Source organism: Acetobacter sp. AC2005 (assembly GCF_037901235.1).
GTDB lineage: Bacteria > Pseudomonadota > Alphaproteobacteria > Acetobacterales > Acetobacteraceae > Acetobacter > Acetobacter oryzoeni.
Genome location: NZ_CP149625.1, coordinates 642,225 through 658,798, shown reverse-complemented (window position 1 = coordinate 658,798; position 16,574 = coordinate 642,225). Strand labels below are relative to the sequence as shown.

At 54.5% G+C, this 16,574-nt stretch carries 11 protein-coding genes; 7 read left to right on the top strand and 4 right to left on the bottom strand.

Annotation, left to right across the window (positions count from 1 at the left end; genetic code table 11):
• Positions 1-188: 188 nt before the first annotated feature.
• On the bottom strand, positions 189-629 hold the full coding sequence (locus QQM41_RS03045) for an acyl-CoA thioesterase (protein WP_019089870.1): 441 nt from the start codon (positions 627-629) through the stop codon (positions 189-191).
• Here QQM41_RS03045 and QQM41_RS03040 point away from each other — a divergent pair.
• Both QQM41_RS03040 and QQM41_RS03035 read left to right on the top strand, forming a co-directional pair.
• Positions 628-828 (top strand): hypothetical protein, encoded by a 201-nt coding sequence (locus QQM41_RS03040; protein WP_050819346.1) that lies wholly within the window; start codon positions 628-630, stop codon positions 826-828. The two genes, QQM41_RS03045 and QQM41_RS03040, sit on opposite strands and share 2 nt — an antisense overlap.
• 120 nt (positions 829-948) lie before the next feature.
• On the top strand, positions 949-2,640 hold the full coding sequence (locus QQM41_RS03035) for a Hint domain-containing protein (RefSeq protein WP_339077659.1): 1,692 nt from the start codon (positions 949-951) through the stop codon (positions 2,638-2,640).
• A gap of 109 nt (positions 2,641-2,749) precedes the next feature.
• On the opposite strand, the gene QQM41_RS03030 is transcribed toward QQM41_RS03035, so the two are convergent.
• Complete coding sequence (locus tag QQM41_RS03030; RefSeq protein ID WP_339077658.1) at positions 2,750-3,955, bottom strand: energy transducer TonB; 1,206 nt, start codon at positions 3,953-3,955, stop codon at positions 2,750-2,752.
• A 124-nt stretch (positions 3,956-4,079) separates the two neighbouring features.
• On the bottom strand, positions 4,080-6,281 hold the full coding sequence (locus QQM41_RS03025) for a M13 family metallopeptidase (protein ID WP_339077657.1): 2,202 nt from the start codon (positions 6,279-6,281) through the stop codon (positions 4,080-4,082).
• A 138-nt stretch (positions 6,282-6,419) separates the two neighbouring features.
• On the opposite strand from QQM41_RS03025, the gene QQM41_RS03020 reads away from it, so the two are divergent.
• From QQM41_RS03020 to QQM41_RS03005, 4 genes are all read left to right on the top strand, one after another.
• Positions 6,420-8,870, top strand: a complete 2,451-nt coding sequence (locus tag QQM41_RS03020; RefSeq protein ID WP_339077656.1) for a TonB-dependent receptor — start codon at positions 6,420-6,422, stop codon at positions 8,868-8,870.
• 346 nt (positions 8,871-9,216) lie between these two features.
• Positions 9,217-9,666 carry a hypothetical protein gene (locus tag QQM41_RS03015; RefSeq protein WP_339077655.1) on the top strand — a complete coding sequence of 150 codons (450 nt, stop codon included), beginning with the start codon at positions 9,217-9,219 and terminating at the stop codon, positions 9,664-9,666.
• A 38-nt stretch (positions 9,667-9,704) separates the two neighbouring features.
• Complete coding sequence (locus QQM41_RS03010; RefSeq protein WP_339077654.1) at positions 9,705-11,891, top strand: Hint domain-containing protein; 2,187 nt, start codon at positions 9,705-9,707, stop codon at positions 11,889-11,891.
• 235 nt (positions 11,892-12,126) lie between these two features.
• Positions 12,127-12,714 carry a hypothetical protein gene (locus QQM41_RS03005; protein ID WP_339077653.1) on the top strand — a complete coding sequence of 196 codons (588 nt, stop codon included), beginning with the start codon at positions 12,127-12,129 and terminating at the stop codon, positions 12,712-12,714.
• Positions 12,715-12,796: 82 nt separating this feature from the next.
• Here QQM41_RS03005 and QQM41_RS03000 read toward each other — a convergent pair whose 3' ends face one another.
• Positions 12,797-14,527, bottom strand: coding sequence for a Hint domain-containing protein (locus QQM41_RS03000; RefSeq protein ID WP_339077652.1), 1,731 nt, complete (start codon positions 14,525-14,527; stop codon positions 12,797-12,799).
• A 491-nt stretch (positions 14,528-15,018) separates the two neighbouring features.
• Here QQM41_RS03000 and QQM41_RS02995 point away from each other — a divergent pair, with 491 nt between their 5' ends.
• Positions 15,019-16,404 carry an IS1380-like element IS1380A family transposase gene (locus QQM41_RS02995; RefSeq protein WP_012812583.1) on the top strand — a complete coding sequence of 462 codons (1,386 nt, stop codon included), beginning with the start codon at positions 15,019-15,021 and terminating at the stop codon, positions 16,402-16,404.
• Positions 16,405-16,574 lie beyond the last annotated feature (170 nt).

Here is a 16,574-nt window from a genome sequence, read left to right as displayed (position 1 = left end):
TTTATATGCCGTGCAGGCCCGGTTTGCGCCAGAGCCAAGGCATGAAAAAACCTGATGGCCGGATTTCTAAACCATCCGGCCTTGGCGTGAAAAGCTGAAAAAACCCAAACAAGCCAGATAACACCCAAGGTGTGCTCTGGCTGCCGGGGCATAACGCGGCAGGGGCTTATAAAGGTGCCGCGTGGTGTTTAGCCTGCTGTGGGGGGCACAATTTCTGGCAGTTCATCACCCGGCTGCGGGGGCGGCAACTGGCGGGGGCGGCGGTTTTCATCCAGCGCCACAAAAATAAATTCGCCTTCCGTCACCTTGGATGTCAGATGCGTGTGGCGGGCGCGGCGCCATGTTTCAACATGAATGGTAAGTGATGTGCGGCCCGAGCGGATAATGCGGGTGTAAATGCTGACCTCATCCCCCACCACCACGGGTTCCATAAAAACAAGGCTGTTAATGGCAATGGTGGCGCACCGCCCATTAGCCCGAAAAGCCGCAGTGGTGCCGGCTGCAAGATCCATCTGAGAAACAATCCACCCGCCAAACACGTCTCCCGCCGGGTTGGTGTCTGTGGGCATGGCCACCACGCGGATGGTGGGGATATCTGTGGGGATTTGCGAATTCTCTGAACGGGGCATGCAGTACTGTTCCTTCTGGCAGGAGCCTTATGTTCTGACTTGCAGGGAAGAAGCCGCCCTGCACGAAAGCATTGCCCGTAGGATAGCCCGTAAACATGGCGGGATGCAGCTTCAGTTTTTCGTGATCAAACCTGCCTTGAGCGTAGCGCGGGTGGCGGTGTGCCTGCGTGTGTGTGGCATTTTCATAACACTGGCGTAAATTTTTTTAAAACGTTTACTATTTATAAATAGAATCAAAATAAAAATGAGGTCACCGCCCGTTAATACTTAATAAATGGTTAACGACGGTTGTATTTATCCAGTAAGGGTTTCACGCGCCATGGCCATCAATCTAATATTTGATAGGGTAATAGATTACTCGGTTGAGGATCTGCTCAATCTTAACCTAACCGGCAACATTCTGGTAACGCGGGATGCCAACACCCCGGCGGGAGACCCCGTGGTGGTGAACCTGAGTGATCTGGCCGATGTGCAGGCGCTCAGCAGCATTGTGGTGGAAAATGGTGCCACGGTTATAGCTGGTGGTGGCCTGGCCTCTGTTGGGGCTATTAAAAACATTACGGTAGATGGTGACACGCTGGAACTGGCAGGGAGCGTTATTTCCGCCAACGTGCTCAGCTCCATCAACGTTGGGCCAGAAGGCGGCAACATTAAAGTGGATAGCTCTGGCATTGGCGTGGGTGTGCTTTCCAACGTGGTGACGTTTGTTGATTCAAACGGCAAAACAACGGACACTGTTCCCGCTAATTTCACGGTGGATTTTCCCGATTCCCAAACCATCTACGGCTATTATGATGCGGGCACCAACACCACTATCGTGGGGCTGGATCTGGATATTTTGGGGTTTGATGTGTCGTTTGGCCCAAGTATCAAGATATCTGGCAATCCGTTTGGGCTGAGTTCGTGGGGTATTACAACATGGACAGACTCTTCCAACCCGGATGGCACAGGCGGCATTCTTATCTGCTATCTGGCTGGCAGCATGATCCGCACCCCCAAAGGGGATGTAGCGGTGGAAGACTTGCGCGTGGGTGATACCGTGCTGGCGTATAAAAACGGTGCGGCAGAACCCACAGAAATTGTATGGGCTGGCCACGCACAGGCAAAAGTAAACCCCAGCCTGCCGGATGATGAGGCCGGATACCCCGTGCGCATTGTAAAGGATGCCATTGCAGAGGGCGTGCCCTACAAGGATATGCTGGTAACGCCCGAACACTGCCTGTATTTTGATGGCCGCTTTGTGCCGGTGCGTATGTTGGTAAATGGCAGCAGCATTTTTTATGATCGCACATTTACATCCTACACCTATTACCATGTAGAAACGTCCGAACATGCCGTTATCATGGCTGATGGTATGCTGAGCGAAAGCTATCTGGATACGGGCAACCGTGCCAGCTTCCGCAGCACTGGCGTGGTAATAGCCAGCATTGGCGGCAAAGCGCGCAATTGGTCTGTAGATGCCGCAGCCCCTTTGTGCACGCAAAAAGAGTTTGTGCAGCCTCTGTTTGAAAAAATTGCAAACAGGCACATGGCAAAAGGGCGCACATCTGCACAGGTTGCGCAGCGTGAGTTGCTCGCCAACCCCGATATCTGCCTGCACACCAACACGGGCAAGCGTATCCGGGCCATAAAAATGCAGGATGGGCATTACACCTTTATGCTGCCTGCCAATGTGCAAAGCGTGCAGATTGTCTCCCGCACCAGCCGCCCGTGTGATGTAGAAGGCCCGTTTGTAGATGATCGCCGCCAACTGGGTGTGGCCGTGGGGCGCATAACCTTGCGTGATGCCCGAAATGTTGTTGAGGTTTCAGCACATTTGCAAAATCAGGAACTGCCCGGCTGGTACGCGCTGGAACAGAACAGCACTGCCTGCTGGACAAACGGCAACGCCACGCTGGATCTGAACGCGCGCCCAACATCTGGCATACGGATGCTAAGCATGCAGGTGCTGGCGGCAGGCCCTTATCTGGTATCTGATGCGCCAGAAGAACAGCTTGCCAAAAGTGCCTGAAGCCAAGGTGTAAAAGTAGGGTGGTTTGAAAAAACCCTGCTTTGCACATAAAAAAACGGGGTATCGGCTACCAAAGTGCACGCCGGTGCTCCGTTTTTTGTGGGCCGCGTTAGTTGCGGATAAGCATGTAGTTGACCGTTACATCAAAGTTGATGAACTTGTCTTTCATATCCGGCGGCACGGGCGGCAGTTGCGCCCCGTGGAACATACCTATTGTTGCGGAATCCAGATCGGAAGATCCAGACCCGCTGGTAAGGAACACTTTGAACACATGCCCCGTGCGGTCCAGAATAACATGCACGGATGATGGGCCTTCATCCCCCCGTTCTGCCGCATCTGGCGGATAATACAGGTGGCGCTGGATCCATTCATCAATTTCCGCCGCGTAATCACTGCTCACACCATGCACTGTGGTGCGTGATGCGTAGTGGGCGTTCAGCTCACCATTTTCCACCATCGGGCCAATGGAAAGGTCAATCGGGGCGCTGGATCCACCGGGGCGGCCACGCTGCTTGCGGCGCGGGGCCGGGGCCTCGTTAAAGGACATATCCATGGGGTGGTCCAGCGGAGATGGCTTGTGGTGGCTGGGCCGGGGCGTGGGTTTGGCGTGCGGTGTTGGCCGCGCAGGCTGCGGCGCCTTGGGCTTGTGGCCCGTAACCGGGTGCGATGGCTTGGTTTCTGTCTTGTTTTCCACCGGCTTGGGCAGCCCATCATCAGATGGCGGCAGAATAGGGGCGGAGGGTGCCTCCTCTGTCGGGGGTGTGGGCGTGGGCTCGGCATCTGCCGGGGTTGGGGGTTCGTTACTGGTTTGGGCGGCGTGCTTGGCCTCGTTCCCGCCCCCTGCATCGGGGGATTGCGCGCCCACCATGCCGCTGGAGGCCTGCGGTTGAGAGAACACCATTTCCACCCCGGCGGCCTGCTGCGCGGCATCGGGGGAGCCCTGGGGCTTATGGTGCGTGGCCTGATACAGCAGGGCGGCCAGCAACAGCACATGCGCTAGAAAAGAGGCCGTAAGCACGGGCCCCAATGTCGGGTCTGCGTATATTTCCTTGCGGATAAGCGGGGTGGAGGTGCCCCTAACATTCACGCCCCGCGTGCGCGGCACAGGTGCAGCGGGAAAAAGGCGTGCGCGCACATCTTCCGTATCGGGTTGGGATGTGCGGGGGCTGGCGGTGTTTTCCGCTGCACTGGTGCCGTTATCGGGCAGCAGCCGGGGTTCCTGTCTGGCAGGATGGCGGGAAGAACTGAACCTGTCGATCATGACCCGCCCGTTATTCTCCACCTGTTCCGCAGGGTTTACGCATACCGGCCCCATGCCAGTGTGGTGCGTATTGTGTCATGGCTGCTGCTGTGGTGCCAGAGGAAGTTTGCATGAAGTTTGCCACACCGCAGGCCCATGCCGGGGCAGGGGCCATACGGTGTGGGGGAGGTATGAGGCGTTACCAGATTTTTACGCGCTGATCTGGCGCAAGGTAGAGCTTATCTGTGGGCTGCACCTTCCATGCCTCGTACCACGCATCAATGTTGTGCATGGGCATGTTTACACGTGCCTGCGGTGGGGAGTGCGGGTCTGTCACCACCAGACGGCGGATGGTTTCTTCGCGCAGTTTTTCACGCCACACCTGTGCCCAGCCAAGGAACACGCGCTGGTCTCCCGTCAGGCCATCCAGCTCTGGCGCGGGTTTGCCTTTGAGCGAGGCATGATACGCATCCAGCGCCAGTGTGAGCCCGCCCAGATCTGCAATGTTTTCACCCATTGTCAGCTTGCCGTTTACGTGCACGCCGGGCAGCACCTCAAACGCATCAAACTGCGCGCCAAGCCGGTCTGCCAGTTTCTGGAACCGGGCGGCATCTTCCTTTGTCCACCAGTCATGCAGGCGGCCGTGTTCATCAAACTGGCGGCCTTCATCATCAAAAGAGTGGGTCATTTCATGGCCGATCACGCCGCCAATGGCCCCGTAGTTTACGGCCATATCCGCCTTGGGGTTAAAGAACGGCGGTTGCAGAATGGCGGCCGGGAACACAACCTGATCAAACAGCGGGTTGTTATAGGCGTTCACGGTTTGGGGTGTCATGTCCCATTCATCACGGTCCACGGGTTGGTCCAGCCGTGCCAGCCAGTAGCGCCATTCATACGCCACGCCGTTGCGGGCATTGCCGTACACATCGCCCTTGTGCACTTCAAGGCTGGCATAATCGCGCCATTTGTTGGGGTAGCCTACCTGAATTTCAAAGTTTTCAAGCTTGCGCAGCGCGGCCTGCTTGGTGGCGGGGCTCATCCACGTATTGTTGCGCAGGCGCACACGGAAGGCATCTTTTAAGTCCGTGGTCAGCTTTTGCATGGTGGTGCGGTTTTCTGGCGGGAAGTAACGCTGCACATACACCTTGCCCAGCGCCATGCCCATGGCGGAGCTGGTGGCCTGTACGCCGCGCTTCCACCGTGCGGGCAGGGAAGGCTGGCCGGTAAGGGATTTGGTAAGCGCAAAGCGCGCCTGCTCAAACCGGTCTGGCAGGTAGGATGTGGCGTTTTCTACCAGATGCGCGGCCAACCATGCGCGCAGCGTATCCATATCCGTATCGGCCACCACGCGGGCTTCTTCCGTAATGGCGGAGGGTTCGCCCACAACCAGCACGCGCTTGTCCAGCCCCTGTTCGGGCAGGCCCGCGGCGGAAAGCCAGATGGACCATTCAAACCCCGGCGCGTTTTTGGCCAGATCAGCCACCGTCATCGGGTTGTAGGTTTTTTGCGGGTCTCGCAGGGTTTCACGCGCCCAGTGGGCTTTGGCCAGGCGTGTTTCAAACGTTACAATAGCTGTGGCGGCTTTTGCGGGTTCTGGCCAGTCTGCCAGTGTGAGCGCCTTTTCCACATAAGCCTGATAGGCCTTTTTCTTGCTGGCAAATTCCGGCTTCAGGTAATAATCGCGGTCTGGCAGGCCCAGCCCGGCCTGATCCAGATTAAGCGCATAGCGCGTGGGGTCCTTGGCATCTGGGTTGATACCCAGAGAGAACGGCGAGAACTGGAAGTTACCGGGGCAGGAGCCCGTAAGGGCTGCCAGATCAGACGGCGTTTTGATGGCGCGAATGGCGTCCAGATCTTCCTTGAGCGGGCGGGTGCCAAGGCTTTCTACCGCGGCCTCATCCATATAGGAGGCGTAAAATGTGCCCAGCTTTTCTTCAATGCTGCGCGGGTTTTCCACCGGATGGGCGGAAAGATCATTCAAAATACTCTGCACCCGTGTGCGGGAAAGCTCGGCCAGCGCGTTGAAGGGGCCATAGCTTGTCATGTCTGCGGGAATTTGCAGGTGGTCCAGATAGGTGCCGTTGGCGTAGCGGAAAAAGTCGTTCCCTGGTTTTACGCTCAGGTCCCGTCCTTCCAGGTCCACACCCCACGGGCCAAAGCTGGCAGGGGCTGGCTGCGCTGTGGGGGCGGATGGTGCGGCATGTGCCGGGGCAGAAGCGCCGGTGGTGGCGCCAACAAGGGCAACAGAAAGCAACAATGCGCCACGCAGGGAGGAACGGGAGAGGAGTTTGGACAAATGAAGTCTCCGCTTTCTTTCTTTTGGGGCAGGTGTGCGGGGCAGGCCCACCCACCTGAGTGTTCGGAAACAAAAGAATATTTCACCCCACCTTACCTCCGCCACGGAGGGCTGCCTACCCCGTGCGGTGCAGGCAAGCATGGGCTGACCGTAAGGGAATGAATTTTTTTTGCCAGCCCTGTATGTGTGCTTGCATCTTGCAGGCATCCCCCGCATTAGGGGGCTGAAACACACATATATGTTATGCGTTGCACGTTATGCGGCGGCCCGCAGGTGCACAAAAGCAAGGGGTATGGCGTTATTTCTGGCCGATCAAGAAACAGGCAGCGTGTTGCCATGGGGCTGGGGCCACACCAGTGCAGGCGTTTTGCGGCGCAGCGGGCGCGCCGCGTTTTGCGCTGTGCCGGGCTTATGGCGCTGGGCCTGTGGCCCATTATGGCGCAGGCCGCCCAACCCGATGTGGCAGAGCACCAGCCCCCCCATGCCCATGGGCGGCATAATGCAGGTGCGCATACCGCCCACCATGCAGGCCCGCCCAAAGCGGTGGAAGCCCGCAGCAGCACATCTGTGCAGGTGAACGCCCACCGGTATGATTACATGTTTCAACCCGCCCAGCACGAGCCAGATGCCACCACGCACCTTACGGCGGAGCTGCTGCGCAACCGTGATATCACCACCCTGCGCGGGCTGGAGCACGTGGCCCCCAACTTAACCATGCAGAGCATTAACGGCACGGCCTCCACCAACTTTTACCTGCGTGGCTCCGGGTTTAATGACTTCACCCAGAACAACATGCCCACCGTGCTGACCTATGTGGACGATGTAGCCTACCCCTACGCCGCCATGACAGACGGCATGATGTTTGATCTGGCCAGCGCCAGCGTAACCCCCGGCCCGGTGGGCACGGAGCACGGCCAGTCCACCACGGGTGGGGAAGTGCATTTGCGCACGGCAGATCCAACAGATACGTGGCATTTTGGGGCATCGCAGGATATTGCCTCCTACGCCCGCAGCCGGAGCGAGGCCTATGTTTCTGGCCCGTTGGCCAAGGGGCTGGATTTTCGGCTGGCGGGGCAAACACGCCAAGGCGGCGGCTGGCAGCGAGACCCCGAAAATGGTGATCATTTAGGCGATGCCGATTTATGGGCCCTGCGCGGCAAGCTGCGCTGGCGGCCGGATGATAAAACCACCATCCAGCTTGGCGGCCATTTTGTGCAGGACAACAGCGAGGTTGTAACCCCGCAGGCCGTGCACCGCATTATCGGTTCCACCCCGCTGCCCGATTACGGCATGGGCACAGATGCGCAGTGGTCTTCCAATTCCACATTCGACAAGCTGATCGGCCGGCGTGATGGGTTAAAACCCAGTGAGCACAACCAGTATTGGGGCGCGGATGTGCATATTGTGCACGATTTCGGGCCGGTAACGTTTACATCCGTTAGCGCGTTTGAAACCGAACGGCGCGGCGAATACACAGATCAGGACGGCACAGCACGGCAGGAGGCCGATACCTACCGCACCATAGATGGCAACGTGTTTACGCAGGAAGCGCGGTTAAACGGTTCTGCCCTTGGTGGGCGGCTGAACTGGGTTGTGGGTGGCTATTATCAGCGCAGCCAGATGAACCAGCGCTTCTTTTTCAACTACACGGATTACGCCGCGCGCGGCTACATGATGTCCACCTCCTTCGGGCAGAACCAGCAAAGCGTTTCGGAATTCGGGCATGTTAGCTACCGGCTGCCGCATAACGTCACCATCTGGGCGGGGCTTTTGCACGAGCTGGATGACCGCAGCATTACGGGCCTGACATCGCAGATATTTGGCGGGGCCACGCACAACTTCCACGCAGAAAGCACGGCCTCCAACCAGTTTGCGGGGCAGGTAGGTGTTTCATGGCAGTTCGTGCCCAATGCCATGCTGTATTATAAAATGAGCAAGGGCTTTAAGCCCGGCGGCTTTACGGCCAACAACACGCAGGTGCAGGCGCAGCTAGACCCCTTCCACCCCGAAACGGTGCTGACATACGAGCTGGGCTTTAAATCAGACCCCATACCCAACCGCCTGCGCATTAACGGTGCGGCGTTTTATAATGATTACCATAACCAGCAGGTTGTGGGCACGGTGCTGATTCCCGATTACGGCCCGTTAAGCGAGATTACAAACGCCCCCAAATCTGAAAGCTGGGGTTTTGAGGCCACGCTGGAGGCCAACCCCATAAGCCGCCTGCACATTATGCAAAACATTGGCTGGCAGCGCGGGGATTTTCAGAACTTCCCCAACGTGGATCGCACCGCCACCAACGCCTATTACGCCAAGCACGGCACATGGAACGCGATAGAGCGCAACTTTGCCGGGGTGGATAATGGCTCCCCCAAACTTACCCTGAATGGTGAGGCCATGTGGCGGCAGCCTTTGGGCAAGGGGTATCGGCTGGATTTTGGGCCGGATTGGCAATACCGGGGCAGCCAGGCCATTGTGGTGGGTGGCACGGGGTATCAGCGCCTGCCATCGTACTTTTTGCTGGGCGCGCATGTGACGTTCCGCCCGCCTTCTGGCAAGTGGGAGGCCACGCTTTACGCCCGCAATATTCTGGATAAACGCTATGCAGAAAGCGGCGGCATGGCCACCACCACGTATTTTTATGTGCCCGGTGAGCCACGCTTTATTGGGGGGCGTGTTTCCTGCGGGTTTTAAGGGGTTTGTATGCGCCGCTGTGTGGTAACGGCGGCTTTATGGCTTTTTTTGAAATATATTTTATAATACTGAAAATGCATCACATATACTTATAAAAAAAGAAGCATACATTCTATTTTATTTATTATAGTTAAGAAATTACTAATAAAATACCCCCCAAAAGATAATAAAGAACCCAATAACTTTGGTAATTAATAAAACCAATAAATTACCGCTGGAGTTAATTTACGTATGGGAAGAATGTTAGTTTTATATTAAATAATTGAACAAAACACTCCACCAGAAAATATTTTTTCTGATGAAAGTGGTGATCTTGATATTTTAAGAATTGAAAGTGGTTATATCCGTGTCAAGTACAAATAACATTGTTGTAAGTAATGGTGTTACGGACCAAGTTTATGACAACAATAAAGGCAGCTATAGATGGGGAAATTACCTTGGTAATTCTGTCAATAATGCGCAGGTGAATGGTGGCGGTAAGCTGGATATTGGCTCTGGCGGCACAGTTAACCATGTTGCGGCGCTAGGTTCTGCCGGTTATTATGGTGGATCTGCTTCTTTTGCCACAATTAGTACAAATGGGAATGGCGGCTCTGCGGTTGTTGAAAACTACACAATCAGCAATTACGCATTGGCCTATGCCAGCAGCGGTGGTGAACTGACGAATGGCAGCATTAACGGTGGTACGGCCGAAATTGGTAACGGCGGCCTGATTGCAAACACCAATATTTACGGCAGCGGTAATTACAGCAATACAGCAATACAGCAACCGCCAACCGAACACAGAACTATGTAAATATTGAAAATGGCGGCACGGCCAATGGTATTACCACCATGGGGGGCAGCCTGAATGTTCAAAAAGGTGGGTTGGTAGAAAACTCCCACGCCTCTTCCGGCTATATCAATGTTAGCACAGGCGCTACAGGCACGGGCAATACCGTTTTTGAAGGTGGGCAGCTTAATGCCTTGGGTGGCACGCTTACAAACAGCATCATGTCTGGTGGTGAACTGTGGGTGAGCAGCGGCGGCACGGCCAATGGTGTTAAAGATGGCAGCAGCGGCACGGCAGTTGGCCGCGCTTATGTTTCTGGCGGCACGCTGGAAAATGCAACAGTAAGTGGTGGCACCGTATTTGTTGGCCAAGATGGTGTGTTTAAAGACAGCACGCTTTATGGCAGCGGCACCCTTGCCAACACAGATTCGGCCAACCGCACGCAGGATTACGCCAATATCAGTGCGGGCGGCACGGCATCCAGCATCACAATAGAGGGCGGAAGCCTGAATGTTCTGAAAGGGGCATCGGTAGAAAGTTCTATAGCTTCTGCAGGCTATATCAATGTTAACGCAGGCGCTACGGGCGCGGGCAACTCTGTTGCAGGTGCGCAGGCGCAGCTGAATGTGCTGGGTGGGTCTGTTACCGACACTCAGGTAAGTGCAGGGCAGTTTAATGTGCAGGATGGTGGCACGGCCACGGGTGTAACCGTGTCTGGCGGTGTCATGAAGAACGTGGCCGGCACAGTGATCAGTGCAACGGTTTTGGGGAGTGGTTCCACCAATGTTGTCAGCGGTGGTGTGCTCAGCGCATCCATGGTTGAAAGCGGCGGCGTCATAAATGTTGATAGCGCCAGCAAGCTGGTAGGTGCAACCACCATTAGCAATGGTGGGCAACTGGTTCTGAATGGCTCTGCAGGTTCAGGTGATATTCTGCTGGCTGGCAGCAGCTCCCTGCTGACCATCAGCGGTGATACCATGCCTACCAATAGCATTGACGGGCTGAAAAATGGTGGCCGGATTGATCTTGTAGATCTCAAAACCGTTACAAGCGTAACCACAACGTCTTCTGGCATCAGTTTTTCTGGCACGAATGCAGAAGGCAATGCTGTTGTTTTCCAGCTGAATGTTCCGAATGCAGATAGCATTGGGGAAAAGATTGTTGCTGATGGCAACGGTGGTTTTTATTATGAAGTCTGCTTTCTTTCTGGCAGCATGATCCGCACGCCAGATGGTGATACTGCGGTGGAAGACATTCGGATTGGTGATGAGGTTGTGGCCTTTGATTGGCAGGCCGGTAAGGATGTTGCGCGCCCGGTTGTGTGGGTTGGCAAGGCCCATGCCACGGTGCGGGCTGAACTGCCGGATGATGAGGCCGGATACCCTGTGCGCATTCTTAAAAATGCCATTGCGGAGGGCGTGCCTTATAAGGATATGCTGATTACACCGGAACACAGCCTGTTCTTTGATGGCAGGTTTGTGCCTGCGCGTATGCTGGTGAATGGCGTTTCCATCTTTTATGATAAATCCATTACCTCTTACGATTACTACCACGTGGAAACAGCACAGCATTCCGTTATTACTGCGGATGGTATGCTGACAGAAAGCTATCTGGATACGGGTAACCGTCGCACGTTCCAGCAGGAAGGGACAGTTGTTAGCCTGCGTGACGCAGTGCAGAGCTGGGTAAAGGATGCTGGAGCACCTTTGTGTGTGGATCGGGCTTTTGTGGAACCCCTGTTCTATGCCCTGAAGGCACGCTGCAACATTGCGGCAGGCGCGCAAAAACCTGTTGAAAGTGTAAAACTGGTGATGAATCCGGATTTGCACCTTGTTACGGAAAAAGGAGCCACCATCCGCCCTGTTCGGCAGGAAGGCCAGCGTTACAGCTTTATGCTGCCTGCCAATACGCAATCTGTGCGCATTGTCTCCCGCGCCAGCCGCCCGGCGGATGTGATTGGCCCATTTGTAGATGATCGCCGCCAGATGGGTGTGGCCGTGGCGGATGTGCATCTTTTGTCCGCCAAGCAGCAGTATAACATTACGGCGCATTTGCAGGCCCAAAAACCCATGGGCTGGCATGATACGGATTGGACAGATTGCGCATGGACCACAGGTGATGCCGTATTGCCTTTGGGAGATTATCTGGCGCACCGTAATATGGGGCTTCTGATTATCAATATCCGTGCTGCCGGGCCGTATCTGGCAAATACGGAAGAAGCCGCAGTTGGCGTGGCGTGTTCTTCCTAACCATATAACGCCATAACATTATTGGGCAGGATGTTGTTTTAGGCATCCTGCCCATAATGTTATGTGGTGCTTGGGATATGAATACATTTAAGAACAAGGTAAAGTATAACAACCGCGTGATTCACGTTTTAGAGAGAAATAGGACAGAACTGGTCACTAAAAAACTATTTCTTATTTGCAGGTAACGCTGCTTGTATTGCCTCCGTTCTTGTTTTCTTCAAACGGAGGTCTGGTTATGGCCGGTAAAAACGGTGCGTGCCTGATGGCTTTGGCGTTGCTTTTGGGGGCGTGCAGTTCTCGCATTGCGCTAAACGAGGCCTCCTTTCCCATTCAGGATCTGCCGGTACAGCATTTGGTGCAAACGCCGGTGGCCTATAGTTTTGCTCCGGGTTTTGCCAGGCAGAACGCGCAAATAGCGTGCAGCCTTGGCGTAAATTACACCACAGACCTTGGCGCTTCTGCCGAAGAGCGGTTGCAGCAGGCCATTCATTCCAGCTTTGCCCATGCGCAGCAGGAAACCCCGCCTTCTCACGGTTATACGCTGGCCCTTTCCCTGCAAACGGCGGATGAGCAGGTGAGCGTTAAGGGCGGCATGTGGGATAACAAATACACGGTGGACACCACGCTTAAAGGCACCGTGCAGGTGTTGAACGCACAGGGCCAACCCGTGCAGGTGGTGCCCATTACCGGGCAGGGCAGCAACACGGTGGCCGGAAGCTGCGGCGCACTTAAACGCGCCATGGTGCAGGCCAGTGAAAAAGCCGTGGCCCAGATTGGCAATGACTTTGTAGCCAAAGTGGCAAATGGCCACGTGTTGAACTAGCACATGGCCGAAGGCACCCGTTAAAAGCAGGCGGCCCCAAGCTTACGCCAAGGGCCTGCATACCCTTTAATACGGTAGAAAATCAGGCAGAGTGTGCCTGTGTTTCTGCCTCTTTATGGTTTTCCACAATATATGGGCCACCGGCCTGTACGGTCATGGAAAGCATGCCCATGTTGCCGTGGGTTAGATACCCATCTAGCGGCAGCAGGGCATCACCATTTGTCCATACGCAGCCCGCGGGTTCTGTAGCGTACCAACCAGCGGGTTTTTCAGCTTGCAGATGGACTGTGATGGCATGCTTGTCATCGGCAGACAGAAGCTGAATGTCTGCAATGGCAACGCCCATGTAACGGCGGTCATCCACAAATGGGCCAATCACATCTGCCGGGCGGCTGGCGCGGGAGACAATGCGCACAGATTGCGTGTTGGGCGGCAGCATAAAGCTGTAATGGTGCGTGGTGCAGCGCATGGGGTGCACAATGGCGCCAGACTGCGTAACCAGATGCAGATCCGGGTTTGTGGTTGTTTCAACGGCTGCGGGGGTGGCGTGGCACCCGGCAACGCTGTTTTTGCGATAGTTCAGCACATGGAACAGGGGTTCCACAAATGCGCGATCTACGCACAGAGGGGCTGCGGCATCGTGCTCCCAGCTTTTTGCGGGGGCACTGCGGCCAATGGTTACAACTGTGCCAGACTGCTGGAAGGCAGCACGGTTGCCTGTATCCAGATAGCTTTCTGTGAGCACACCATTTGCCTTGATGATGGAATGCTGCGCGGTTTCAATGTGATAGTATTCGTAAGATGTAATGGAGGTATCATAGAAAATGGAACCACCATTTACCAGCATGCGCGCGGGCACAAACTTGCCATCAAAGAACAGGCAGTGTTCGGGCGTAATCAGCAGGTCTGTGCTGGGCACGTTGTCTGCCAGAGCATTGGCTATAATGCGGATGGGGTAGCCGGCTTCATCCTGCTTTAAGGCGGTATTGACCTGCACAGGGGCATGGCCTGCCCATGTTACGTGGCTGACTTTCTTTTTACCATCTGCATAAATGCAAACGGCATCACCAACCTGCATATCTTCAATCTTGCGCAGGCCTTCTGGCGTTTCAATCAGGGAGCCAGCAAGGAAGCAGTTGATGGTTGCGGTATCACCATCATAGCCAATTTTCTCTGGGGATTCATTCTGCACAAAGGTGAGGGACTCCACCAGAACATCATCCGGGTTTGCCGCATTTACAACTTTGTAGGTGTTACCCCCCAAGGAAACCCATTTGATCTTGATGGCAGTGCTGCCATCATCGGATTGGCGGGTGTTGAAAGTGATTGCGTCATAGCTGGAAAAATTGATGACGGAAGGAACAGATTTCTGTGATCCCGTCAGATTAAGGTAATTTGGGTTATCACTGTTTGCGGTTGGCCAGAAAGATGCAACAGACGTAAAGGTGCCAGATGGCTGAACGGTGGAGTTATCAATGGCAACGGTGCCGCCGGTCATATTGCCATAGGCCATCAGATAGAGCGAATTTACCTGAAGTGTTCCGCTGTAATTATCCATGCTGATATCGTTATCAACAGTAAAGCCAACACGTTGTGAAGAATCACCGGTGTAATTGTTCAGCGCAACGTTTGTGTCACCTGTAATGGTGAGGCTTGAGATTTCAATGGCAGATGGAATGTTGATTGTCTGATTCTGGGTGGTGTTTGTATTAATCACCACGTCAGAATCTGATGTTGGAACACCGCCGGACCAGTTGCTTGCGGTATTCCAGTTATTGTCACCGGCAGCGCCAGTCCATGTATCGGTTGCCATAAAATACCCCGAAAAGTTAAACAATTGACAACATACAGGCTTACGGCAGGATTCTGCAAGCATTTTAAGTTATTTTAAAATAAACAATAAAGAGTATTTATGTAAAACAGGCTTTATGTAATTATTTTCTTTTGAGTAAGATTAATATAAAATTATCTATTGTTTATACTAATATTTTTTAGGTTTAAATATTTTTGTTAATACGGAAATATTTCATTAATAAATGAAATTAAATTATATTTTACAAGTATTTATTAAAAACGAATATATTTTTACTTGTTATTATTTTTATTTATTTTCAAATGTCGGTTTGTATTTGTTGTAACATCAAAGAAAAGTCACATTTTTTCACGAAAAAACGAGTTTTTATTTTGTAAAAGCAAGAAAAACTGCTCGGCGCGGAAATCTCACAGAAGGGTTGTACATCGGGTTAGATTATGAAAAAGTCTATTTTGTGTAAAAGAAATTTTCGTAAGCTATAAGAAAACCCGATGCAGACAGAGTGTAGCGCAGGCGCGTATGAATTTCCAGCCTCCTGTGGACGGCGTGTTGTGGCCCGTTTTGACGGGGGTCGCATGAGTTCGGATGGGGGCGTCATTCTGGTGAAGCAGGCTGATGACATTCTGGGTCTCAGCCGCCGCTTTGCTGCCTGTTTTCGCGATAAGCGGCATCCCGGCTTTGTGGAATACCGGGTTGAAGACCTTGTCCGTCAGCGGATCATGGGCCTGGCACTGGGCTATGAAGATCTCAATGATCACGATGCCCTGCGGCATGACCTGATCTTTGGTCTGGCCTCGGGCCGTCTGTCAGGAGGCCGGGCAAACTGCGCAGCACTGGCAGGAAAATCCACGCTGAACCGGCTGGAGCGCAGTGGCCACAAGGCAGATCGTTACTGCCGCATCATTGCTGATCATGAGGCCCTGGCTACCCTGTTCGTGACGCTCTTCATGGACCAGCATGAGCGCGCACCCGCCCGGATCGTTCTGGATGTGGATGCCACCGATGACCGTATCCATGGCCATCAGGAAGGCCGGGCCTTTCATGGGTATTACGGCCATAACTGCTATCTGCCGTTATACATCTTCTGCGGAGACCATCTCCTGAGCGCCACCCTGCGCACGGCAGACCGGGACCCGGGGAAGGAAGCACTGGCAGACATCAGCCGGATCGTGGAGCAGATTAGGAACCGCTGGCCCCGGGTGCGTATCCTGGTGCGTGGGGACAGCGGTTTCGCCCGGGACAGTCTGATGACATGGTGCGAAGACAACCACGTTGACTTCCTGTTCGGGCTTGCAGGCAACACCCGCCTGTATGACCGGATTGCCTCTTTGTCCGCTGAGGTTCGTGACGAAGCCGCCACGACAGGCAGAGCTGCGCGCGGTTTCGCCTCCTTTGACTGGATCACAAAGGACAGCTGGACGCGCCGCAGGCGGGTCGTGGCCAAGGCCGAATGGCGCCACGGCAACCGCTATCATCGCTTTATTGTCACCACGCTACCGCAGGGAATGTCCGACCCCCGCCATCTCTACGAACAGATTTACTGCGCACGCGGGGATATGGAAAACCGCATCAAGGAATGCCAGATGGATCTGTTCTCAGACAGGACCTCGTCCCACACCATCCGGGCCAACCAGCTCCGGCTGTGGTTCTCGGCCGCAGCCTATGTCCTGCTGACCGCTCTGCAAAGACTGGCCCTTGGCCAGACCAGCCTGGAGACGGCGACCTGTGGCACCATACGCGCACGACTGCTCAAAATCGCGACACGTGTAACGCTCAGCGTCCGTCGGATTGTCCTGTTCATGCCGGACATGTTCCCCTGTCAGCACGAATTCGCCCTCGCTCATGCACGATTGCGAAGGCTCCGGCAGGCCATCTGAAGAAACAGACAGTGCACAGACCACATAGCTTCCACCAACACTGCCTTCTCAGGCCGTGACACCCTCACTGCGTTCAGAACCCGCCGCCAGAAGCAGAATATCGTCAATATTCCAGATCGGGCTCCTGTGGGATGACTGAATTCTACAAAATGACCCGAAATTGCCTCAAG